9 protein-coding genes and 1 rRNA gene are annotated in these 11,090 nt (G+C 28.6%); 2 read left to right on the top strand and 8 right to left on the bottom strand.

Features of this window, described 5'->3' with window-relative positions; translation table 11 throughout:
• Positions 1-52 precede the first annotated feature (52 nt).
• A 5S ribosomal RNA gene (gene rrf, locus COL3_RS05060) occupies positions 53-169 on the bottom strand.
• Between the two features lie 296 nt (positions 170-465).
• A complete protein-coding gene (locus COL3_RS05065) occupies positions 466-774 on the bottom strand; it encodes a 2Fe-2S ferredoxin (RefSeq protein ID WP_008429473.1) in 309 nt (102 codons plus the stop codon).
• A 447-nt stretch (positions 775-1,221) separates the two neighbouring features.
• Here COL3_RS05065 and COL3_RS05070 point away from each other — a divergent pair, with 447 nt between their 5' ends.
• On the top strand, positions 1,222-1,971 hold the full coding sequence (locus tag COL3_RS05070) for an NAD-dependent protein deacylase (protein ID WP_008429475.1): 750 nt from the start codon (positions 1,222-1,224) through the stop codon (positions 1,969-1,971).
• A 371-nt stretch (positions 1,972-2,342) separates the two neighbouring features.
• Here the strand turns inward: COL3_RS05070 and COL3_RS05075 are convergent, their stop codons facing one another.
• From COL3_RS05075 to fusA, 4 genes are all read right to left on the bottom strand, one after another.
• A complete protein-coding gene (locus COL3_RS05075; protein WP_008429478.1) occupies positions 2,343-3,584 on the bottom strand; it encodes a competence/damage-inducible protein A in 1,242 nt (413 codons plus the stop codon).
• Between the two features lie 445 nt (positions 3,585-4,029).
• Positions 4,030-4,983, bottom strand: a complete 954-nt coding sequence (locus COL3_RS05080) for an ROK family protein (protein ID WP_008429481.1) — start codon at positions 4,981-4,983, stop codon at positions 4,030-4,032.
• Between the two features lie 97 nt (positions 4,984-5,080).
• Positions 5,081-5,332, bottom strand: coding sequence for a hypothetical protein (locus tag COL3_RS05085; RefSeq protein ID WP_008429483.1), 252 nt, complete (start codon positions 5,330-5,332; stop codon positions 5,081-5,083).
• A 268-nt stretch (positions 5,333-5,600) separates the two neighbouring features.
• On the bottom strand, positions 5,601-7,682 hold the full coding sequence (fusA, locus tag COL3_RS05090; protein ID WP_035284561.1) for an elongation factor G: 2,082 nt from the start codon (positions 7,680-7,682) through the stop codon (positions 5,601-5,603).
• A gap of 281 nt (positions 7,683-7,963) precedes the next feature.
• Here fusA and COL3_RS05095 point away from each other — a divergent pair, with 281 nt between their 5' ends.
• Positions 7,964-9,469 carry a hypothetical protein gene (locus tag COL3_RS05095; RefSeq protein ID WP_008429486.1) on the top strand — a complete coding sequence of 502 codons (1,506 nt, stop codon included), beginning with the start codon at positions 7,964-7,966 and terminating at the stop codon, positions 9,467-9,469.
• A 230-nt stretch (positions 9,470-9,699) separates the two neighbouring features.
• On the opposite strand, the gene COL3_RS05100 is transcribed toward COL3_RS05095, so the two are convergent.
• On the bottom strand, positions 9,700-10,158 hold the full coding sequence (locus COL3_RS05100; RefSeq protein ID WP_008429489.1) for a VanZ family protein: 459 nt from the start codon (positions 10,156-10,158) through the stop codon (positions 9,700-9,702).
• A gap of 142 nt (positions 10,159-10,300) precedes the next feature.
• The gene (locus COL3_RS05105; protein ID WP_008429491.1) at positions 10,301-10,738 is read right to left on the bottom strand and encodes a hypothetical protein; all 438 of its coding nucleotides are present in this window, start codon (positions 10,736-10,738) and stop codon (positions 10,301-10,303) included.
• Between the last annotated feature and the right edge of the window lie 352 nt (positions 10,739-11,090).

Here is an 11,090-nt window from a genome sequence, read left to right on the forward strand (position 1 = left end):
ACACGAGGATTTTCAGTCCTCTGCTCTACCGACTGAGCTATCGAGCCATCTTACCTGGCAACGTCTTACTCTTCCACACAGTCTCCCATGCAGTACCATCAGCGCTGTAGACCTTAACTTTCCTGTTCGGAATGGGAAGGAGTGTTACCTCTACGCCGTCATCACCAGATACAAGTAGTATTATATCTAGATATTGATATTATGTCAACATATTTTCAAAAACTTTTTCATTAATTTATATAAGAATAAAATAATATATAATTTATCCTATATATTGCCTATTTTACATTATTTATATCTATATCATTTTTTAACTACAACTATATATCTAATATATAAATAAGAGACAATTAATTAACCGAAAAAAGAGATGCGTAAACATCTCCTTTATAGAATTAAATTTGTCACCCATGTAAAAAGTAAGTAGTAAATCACTTATAGTTTATGTACATGGAAATTAATTTCTTAAATTACTAATTCCTCTATTACTTTTCCGCCTTCAATATGTTCGTCCATTATTCTTTCGACATCATCAACGCTAACATTTCCATACCAAGTTCCTTCCGGATAGACAACTACAATAGGACCTTTGCTACATACACCAAAACAGCCGGTATTAGTAACCATTACTTCATTTATTAAGTCCCTATCTTCAACTTCTTCCATAAATTTTTGTACTACTTTTACTGAATCTTTGCTGTAGCACAATCCTTTTTGCATTCCATTAACTCTACAGCTTGCACAAACAAAAATATGATGTTTTAAATTAATCATTTGATTTCCCCACTTTCATAAAATTAAATATTTATATTCTACTTCACAATGCAAAAAATACTTAAAAACTAAACAAAACTACAGTATGAAGTTAAATATCATTTTTTTGATAAATTCTTTTCATTTTTAAACTTTAATTGTATTAAATTTTTTCATTAAACTTTTTATTATTTTTACCATTTTATCATCAAATCCGTGTTTTATCAATTTATTTATTAAAAATATATTTATTTTATTTTTTTCATTAATTGTGCAATAATAAAGTTAACTAGTTATAGAATTTTAATGATTTAGATAAAGTAATTTATACCGGAGATTGCTTAAAATTAATAGGAAATCAACGAGAATTATAACTGAAAGGACTACTATAGTCTTTATGAAGGCTCAAAAATAAGTATAATTATCAATAACAAATTTCTAAATAAAATATATTGAGGTGATGTTTATATGAGTATTAACAAATTAGCTAAAATTCTTGAAGAAAGTGATAATATAGTTTTCTTTGGTGGTGCTGGAATCAGTACCGAATCTAATATTCCAGATTTCAGAAGTTCAAATGGGTTATTTAATGAAAAACTAAACATTACGTTTACTCCTGAACAATTAGTATCACATTCTTTCTATATTAAATATCCAGAAGAGTTTTTTAAATTTTATAAATCAAAGCTTATATATCCAGAAGCTAAACCAAATAACGGTCATTTATCATTAGCAAAACTTGAAAAAATGGGAAAGTTAAAGGCCATAGTAACACAGAACATCGACGGACTTCATCAGATGGCTGGAAGCAAGAATGTTTTTGAACTCCACGGCTCTGTTCATAGAAATTATTGTGTTAAATGCCATGCATTTTATGATGCAAAATTTATTTTAGAATCTAATGATGTTCCTACTTGTACTGAGTGTGGCGGTGCAGTTAAACCAGATGTAGTACTTTATGAAGAAGGTTTAGATGATAAAGTAATTAGAGGTTCCATAGATGCAATTTCCAAAGCTGATACTCTTATTATAGGTGGGACCTCACTGATAGTTTATCCTGCTGCTGGACTTATCAATTATTTTAGAGGTAAAAATCTTGTGCTTATAAACAAAAGCTCTACTTCTGCTGATTCTAAAGCTGACTTAGTTATTAATGATTCCTTTGGAAAAGTTCTGAGTAATGCCTTAGAACTTATGTCAAATTCTACTGAAGATTAAAAAAACACATAAATTAGTCTAAAAACTTCTGTAGTTCCATACCCAATTAACCAAATTTTAATTTTATCAATAGTTCTCTAAATTAATAATTTTATAAAAAATAAAAATTTTAATCTAAATAATGTATAAATAAATTGTATTTGGAAATAAATAATAATGAAGTATTTAACTTCAATATTTAATCGCCTCTCCCCCATTTTTATTTATATACAATTTGTAAATCCATAATATATGTTATTAAAATTAGCATATATTATGGTATTTTTATTTTAGGCACAATGTAAAAAATAATAGACCTGTATGCTTGCCTGTTCCACTTCTTAGAGAAAACTAGAATGGCATCTTCGGCCTATTATTTTATTTCATATACCTTAAATATCCTTCTTAATTAAAATTCTTCTAAGCATATCCATCCCAGTTATTGTGGCTTGAAGTCTTACTTTATTTCTATTCCCTTTAAAAATGCATCTTTGAACAGTTACTTCACCTTGAACATAAACTCCTATATAAACTAATCCAACAGGCTTTTCTTCAGTCCCACCTTCTGGTCCTGCAATTCCAGTTGTAACAATGCTCACATCGGTTTTGGCTGTTTTGGCAATTCCTATTGCCATTTCTTTCGCAGTTTCTTCACTTACAGCACCATATTTATTTAAAGTCTCATTACTAACCCCTAATCTATTATGCTTTGCTTCATTGGAATACGTTACTGCACCCTCTAAGAATACTTCAGATATTCCAGGATAATTAATAAGGGAACTTGCTATCATTCCTCCAGTACAAGATTCAGCGGTAGATATTGTAAGATTTTTTTCAATTAAAAGTTTAGCTACAACCTCTTCTATTTCAACATTTTCGGTCGCATAAACATTATCCCCTAATCTATTCTTAATCTCTCTTTCTATTGGCTCTATTAATTTTATAGCTTCATTTTTATTTTCAGCTTTTGCTGTTACACGCAACATTACACCGACTTCTTTAGCATAAGGCGCAATAGTTGGATTAGTCTGTGCATCCATTAAATCTTTAAGTTCCTCTGCAACCGCGCTTTCCCCAATACCTAGTATTTTAATCATCTTTGAAACTAATATTGAATCAGCTTTTTTTTGAAGATAAGGCTTAACTGTTTCTTCAAACATAGGCTTCATTTCTTTTGGTGGACCCGGTAAAATAATCAATATTTTGTTACTTTCTTCAATAATAACACCTGGTGCAGTACCATTATTGTTGTTTATAATAATAGCTCCCTCAGGAATCAAACCTTGCTTTAAATTATTTTGTGTCATCTTTCTATCTCTAAATTTAAAATAACTTTTTATCTTTTCAATTGAATATTCATCTGGAAGTAATTCCTTATTAAAATACTTAGCTGCAATTTCTTTTGTAAGATCATCATCTGTTGGCCCTAATCCACCTGTAGTTATAATGATATCACTTCTGCTATATGCTTCATCAAAGGAATGCATAATTCTTTTTTCATTATCTCCTACAACTTGTTGATAATACATATCTATGCCAAGAGCTGCTAATTCTTGAGCTAAGTATTGAGCATTCGAATTAACTATATCCCCTAGCAAAATTTCTGTTCCTATTGCTATAATTTCTGCTTTCATACCATTACCTTCTTTGCTTATATTTAATTTATAAATCCAATCAAGAACTTTCTTAATTAAAAATTATACTACTAAATTACTAATTCTTACAACGATTTCTTTTGTCTCTCTGAAATAAGATATAAGAGTAAAACCTATTCAATTAAATATTGAATAGGTTTCATTGAAAAATATTTTCTTTTATAATATGCTATCTCTAAATTTAAATATATCTAGAGATAGCTTATATAAAAAATTTTTTCATCTCGGTCCATTTTAAGCAAATACCTTAACTTATAAAATAAAATTCTTAATAAGTGTTTGCCTAAAACAAACATGATAATATGTATGAGAAGAAAAAATTCATTGCGAAAATCTCCCTTAGTAATAAGGTATGATTAATCTCTCACAGTTATTCACATTTATAGTAATTATATAATAAATTATTTATATAATTATATAATTATTATTTACCTTCAGTTTCCAGTAATGCTAATGCCACTGCACCTACTACACCAGCATCTGTACCTAATCCTGCTGGAACAATTTTAACTGATTCTGCCATAGATTTAAAACATCTCTTATTAACAACTTTTCTTACTGTATCGAAAACTATATCTCCAGCCTTTGATACTCCTCCTCCGATTATTATTATTTCAGGATCAAAAATAGATACTGCATTAGCAACAGCTATTCCTAAATAATTCATTGCATTATTAATTATATCTACACAAACTGGATCTCCAGCTGCTGCTTCAGTGAATACTTCATATGAAGTAATAGTATCATATTTTCTTAATGAAGTTTCAACTTTACTAGCTAACGCTTCTTGTCCTCTTTTAGCAATTGCAGTTCCTGATGATGTTGCTTCTACGCATCCAATGTTTCCACAGTTGCATCTTGGGCCATCTGGTGCTACTGTCATATGTCCTATTTCTAATGCATTTGAAGTATGCCCTCTATATACTTTGCCATTTAAAACAGCTCCGCCGCCTACTCCAGTACTTACTGTGAAAAATACTACATTCTTAGCACCTTTCCCTGCTCCAAACATATATTCTCCAATTGCTGCAACGTTTGCATCATTATCTAAAAATACTGGAACTTCAAATTTTTTATTTATTGGTTCAACTAAGTTGAAATTTTTAAATGGAAGATTTGGTGTATATATTATTGTTCCTTTTTCAGCATCTAGAGGACCTGGGGAACCGATACCAATTCCTTTTATTTCTTCATAAGTAGCTGATCCATCTTTAATTACTTTTTCTATAGATTCTATAATTCTATTTAATACAGGAATTTCTCCCTCATTTGCATTAGTTGGCACTGTTGTTTGGCTTATTACCTCTCCATTTAAATTAGATAGCGCCGTGCTTATCTTAGTGCCTCCTAAATCTACTCCTACAACATATTTTTGCATAATATAACTCTCCTTTATTTTATTAATATCCCAATTAAAAACAATTTACTATAATTAATATTATACTATACTATGTCACATTATTTAAACCTGTATTTTAAATATTATTTTTTGAAGAGTCTTTATTTGCGCATATGTAATAGTTACCAAAATCATCATACTCTGCATAACTAATAACAAATTGATTATCTTTAAGCATTGTATTTATTATATTAATATCATTTTTATTATTTTTATCAATTCTAATTACAAAATTATCATCTTTATCTATTATATTTAAGTAGTCAAATATATTACTATAATCACTCAGCTCAATATTTCCACTAATGTCCATACTATAATCTGACATTAACCCATCCTCCTCAATCAATGCAATGTACAAATAAATTATATGCCTATACTAAAATAGTATGTATTAGTGTAAGAAATTTTATCCTTGCCGATTTAATGCAAACTTTACATAATTTATTTAATTAATAAAATAATAAACAGCAGATTGCACTTGCTTGTACCACAATACATGATTATCATATTAAGTGCAACTGCCATTTATTAAATTAAATTCAAAAATTATTATATAAAATATATTTTTTTACTTACATTATTATAATTATTCTTTATTTTCTTGTTTCATTTATACTTTCTATGGCTTTTGATACTTCTGTCTCTGGAACTTCTTCATATCTAACAAATTCTTTTGAAAATATACCTCTACCTTGAGTTAATGACCGTAACTCTGTAGCATACTTTCTAATTTCTGCTAGAGGAACCTCTGCTATAACCTTTTGCTTGCTTCCTTCTGGCTCCATTCCTATTACTCTACCTCTCTTTTTATTTATATCTGCTATCACATCGCCCATATATTCATTAGGCAATATAACCTCTAGATTCATTATTGGTTCTAATAAAATAGGTCTAGCTTGCTCAAGTCCCTTTTTATAGGCTATAGATGCAGCAACTTTAAATGCCATTTCAGATGAATCTACAGAATGATATGATCCATCATGAAGAGTTGCTCTAAGCCCTATAACCGGACATCCAGCTAAAACCCCATGAACTATACATTCCCTTAATCCTTTTTCAACTGCTGGAATGAAATTTCTAGGAACAACACCGCCAACAACATTATCAACAAACTCTAATTCTTCTTTTCCATCATTTCTAGGTTCAAATTTTATGACAACATCCCCATATTGTCCATGTCCTCCAGATTGTTTCTTGTGCTTTCCTTGAACATCTGAAAAACCTTTTATAGTTTCTTTATAAGGTATCTTAGGTAAATTTAGCACTACGTCTACACCAAATTTATTCTTTATCTTACTTGCAATTATATTAATATGTGTCTCTCCCAATCCTGAAATAATTATTTCTGCATTCTCTAAATCTCTATCTATTTCAAAAACAGGATCTTCATCCTTTAGCTTAGTTAGTGCTTGAGATATTTTCTCTTCATCCCCTTTAGCCTGCGGGATTACAGCCATTGAACAAACTGTTTTAGGAAAATTCATCTTATCATATTTAATTTTGAAATCTGGACTTGCTAAAGTATCTCCTGTATTAGTATATTGTAATTTAGAAATTGCCCCTATATCTCCTGCAATTATTTTCTTAGCCGGGATTTGATTCTTTCCCCTAATAAAGCAGATGTGAGAGAGTTTCTCGTTCTTATCTTTATTAACATTTAATACAGTCATATCGTCCTTTGCTTCCCCAGTTATAACTCTGAAGAAAGATATTTTCCCTACAAATGGATCTGCAATAGTCTTAAAAACCAAAGCAGAAAAAGGCTTATCCTGATCCAAACTTATGAAAACCTCTTCATTTTTAACAATATCCATAGCCTTTTGAGGAATTGCATATTCCGGTGACGGAAAACATTCAACTATATCATCAATTAATGAGTCCATTCCTATTACTTTCGTTGCGCTTCCACACATAACAGGTGCAATATCACCATTAGCACAACCGTTTATTAATCCCCCATATATTTCCTCATCACTTAATTCACCTTCACTGAAATATTTTTCAAGTAAAGCTTCGTCTGTTTCTGCAACTGCTTCCATAATCATTTTTTTACATCTCTCAACCTCATCCATTAGTTCTTCTGGTATATCTATTATTTGTATATTCTTTGTCTTTATATCATATATCCTCGCTTGTTTAGATATAATATTTATTACTCCTTTGAAATTATCTTCTTCTCCAATTGGATATTGAATTGGTACTACACTTATTCCGAATTGCTCTTTTAGAGAAGTTAATACTTTATCAAAATTTGCATTTTCTCTATCTAATTTATTAATAAAAAATGTTCTCGGTAATTTAATCTTATTACAATATTCCCACGCTCTTTCAGTTCCAGCTTTTATTCCTGAAACTCCACTAACTACTATCATACCAACATCTACTGCTCTCATTCCTTCAATACATTCACCTTGAAAATCAGCATATCCTGGAATATCTATAAGGTTTATTTTAATATTTTCTAATTCAATTGGAGCTACTGAAAGTGCAATAGAAAATTGTCTCTTCTTTTCTTCAGGATCAAAATCTAAAACGGTAGTACCTTCCTCAATCTTCCCTAACCTATCTACTATTTTTGAATAATACAAAATACTTTCTGCTAAGGATGTTTTGCCTGTTCCATTATGTCCCATTAATCCTACATTTCTTAAATTTTTAATACTATAATCCTTCATAAATTCTGCCAATTTCATGAATTATCCGGAAACTGGCATTCACCTGCCTTTCAATTCATAATGCTCTGTGATATTATTATTCTATTTTTATTTTTCAAATCCTCCTTATTTTCTAAATTTTCTGAAAATTATCACATTTCTTCTATTGCTTTGAATAATTTATCTATTTTTATAATTTTATTGTAATCTTAACAAAAAATACATTATATTTTTATATGTTGGGTACTATAATGATATTGTAGTAACCCAAAATTTAAATCAATACTATGGAGGAAAACTTAATGAAAGTAAAAAAAGATTCAGCAAGTTATATTAGAATTTCATTTATTATACTCGCAATTTTAATAACTGTTGGAGTTTTATTTATTAAGCCTCAAGTAGGTGTAGCTGATCAAGGTGATTTTGATAGAGTTATGGGACCTTCAGGACTAACCCTATTGGATTCAGATATAAATAACCCTAAATTTATTAGATTCTATGACTATATTGTAACTGACTACAAAATTGCTAAAATTGATGATACAATTAAGATTCTTAGTAGATGCAGCTTAAGTTATCTAATTATTTATATTAATGATATATGCAAACTACTTGGGCAAAGCATCTTTAAAACTCAGTATTTAGCAACAGTCTACAGTATTATATATATTCTTGCATTTGCAATAATATTAAAATCTTTAAATATAAAAAATAATATTAAATTAATAATAGTTGCACTTCTAATTTTATTTGTTTTCTTTGACGGTAATTATCTTATTTGGTTTAACAGCCTATATGGCGAACCAATGATGATAACTGCATTATTACTTTTTATTGCATCTGTTCTTAATTATATTCATTATAAATATGTAATAAAAAACAACAAGAATATAATGCTAAGAATAATTTTTATATTATTAACAGCATTTTTATTTATAGGTTCAAAGCTACAAGTAGTTACTGCCTTACCTTTTATTATTTTTCTTCTAATAAAAATAATATGGAATAATAAACATACTTTAAATGCAATAAATTTAATTATTTCATTTGCACTTATTTGCATAATTATCATATACCCTATCCGCATTAGCGAAAATAGTGATAATTTATCTAAAGATACTCAATATAACTCTGTATTTTATGGTGTTTTAAATGGTTCAAAAACTCCTGAACAGGATTTAATTGACTTAGGGCTTAATCCAGATATGGCTGTAGAGGCAAAAAAACATGCTTATTTAGATTCAAGTGAATATGTAAAATATATTCCAGGAAGTGAAATAACTGATGAAGAGTTTTATAATAAGATAAATAATTCGAAGCTTGCTATATTTTATTTAACTCACCCTATAAGGTTATTTAATGGTATGAAATATACTGCAGGTAAAGTATTCTATACTAGTACTTCTCTAGGCAAATGCTATCAAAGTTATACTCAAACACCTGTTAGAGAATTACATAGATTTACACTTTGGTCATATCTTAGAGAAAATATACTACCTAAAAATTTATATTTTATAATTTTATTTTATCTTACAGTAATAATATTTTCCTTTTATGAATACTTCAAAAATAAATCAAACCTCTATATAAAAAATGTATTGTTTTTATTATGGACTGTCATATTGATTAGCGTTGCGCAATTTCCAATGCCATTTGTAGGTAATGGCAAAGCTGATACAGCCAAACAATTATTTTTATTTAATTTTATTTTTGATTGGTTGTTGCTACTTACATTTACTTATATTATCTTTAAGATAGCAGCTTTAATTAAGCTCAGGTTAAAAAATCTGAAGACTGTTCTTCTGTAAAGTGTCAATTAAATCCTATAACTTAAATATATACTTTCTGCTATAAAGTGAAATGAACTATAGAATCCTATCTCTACTTCTAATGCATAAAATATCTTATCACCAAATTCTAAAATAAGAGCTATAATTAATATATATTGCTAAGCTTGCAATACATATTAATTATAGCTCTTATTTTCAGGATAATTCTTACGATAGACAAATAGAAATTATTAGAATAAATACTTATATTAATTTTCTCTTTTCATTGCATATAACTTAGCCAAATTAAGCCTTAATATCCTAATTATAATTAAGATAGTACCACCTGTCGTATCAATAATCACGTCTCTAATTGCCCCTTCTCTTCCAGGTACAAACAATTGATGTACTTCATCAGTACAAGCATAAATAAAGACCAAAATTATTGTAAAAATAATGACTTGCTTCATATTGTAATATAAAGTAAATACATTGAAGGCAAGTAACGCTAGAATCATATATTCTAAAAAATGAGCGCACTTTCTAACAATAAAATTAGCAAATTGCCCAAAAATTCCATTCATATCTAAACCTAAGCTTGAAAGCAATTTTATTACCCCAACACTTTCCGAATCTGATATACTTGCTGGCTGATTAGACATAATAAATATTACACCCATCCAAGCAATTAGTAATATCCAATAAACTATTTCCCTTTTGTTCTTCATTTTCATCCTCTTATAAGCAATTTTTATTTTCTATATTTATTATATCTTATCTTACGCATAACTTTCTACGTTAAGTAAGAAAAATTGTATGCAATTTATATTTTAAACAGCCTAAAATGTTAGATTATACTTCCAGAAAACTTTACTCTGACATATATCTATTTATATAAGCTAGTGACTCTTCTAACAATTCCTGCCCTTTTTCTAATCCATCAATCTTCATCTCAAGGTTACAAATCCTTTGATCAATTTGATACATAAATTGCTTTATATCCTGTAATAATTTCGCTTCATATGTTACCTGTATACCTTCATCATCTATAAATACTTTTTCTGGCGGAGAACCACACTTTGTACATTTTGCATATATGCCCTGTTTTTCTAAATTATTAAATACTTTAAATGTATCATTATTACATTCCTCACAGTTTGATAACATCATAAAGTCATAATAGCTAACATCATAATAATAAGTACTTCCACAATCTTTGCATGTTAATTTTAGCCTATTATCCTCGGTTACTATATGAAACTCATTTCCACTACACCCATCTTTTTTACAGACAATAGTTCGTACCATAAATCCTACCCTCTCATAATTATAATTTTTCTTTTTATATCAACTATTTAATTATATTAAAATAACATTCCTTCATATATTTTACATATAAATTATATATTATATTTGTCTGATTGTATACTTTAATAGTTAGTATTTTTAATTCATTTTATGAGATACTTCTACCATTTTCTCAATTTGCTTAAGGCAATATTAACTTCTCTAAAATGGTTGTTGTTATAATTTATTTTAAATTTATGTCACATATAACTTTCCATAATAAAAAAACTATGAATTATAAAATTCATAGTTCCTAGTGGTGGAGATAAAGAGATTCGAACTCTTGACCCCCTGCGTGCAAGGCAGGTGCTCT

Source organism: Clostridium sp. LS (assembly GCF_002760435.1).
GTDB lineage: Bacteria > Bacillota > Clostridia > Clostridiales > Clostridiaceae > Clostridium.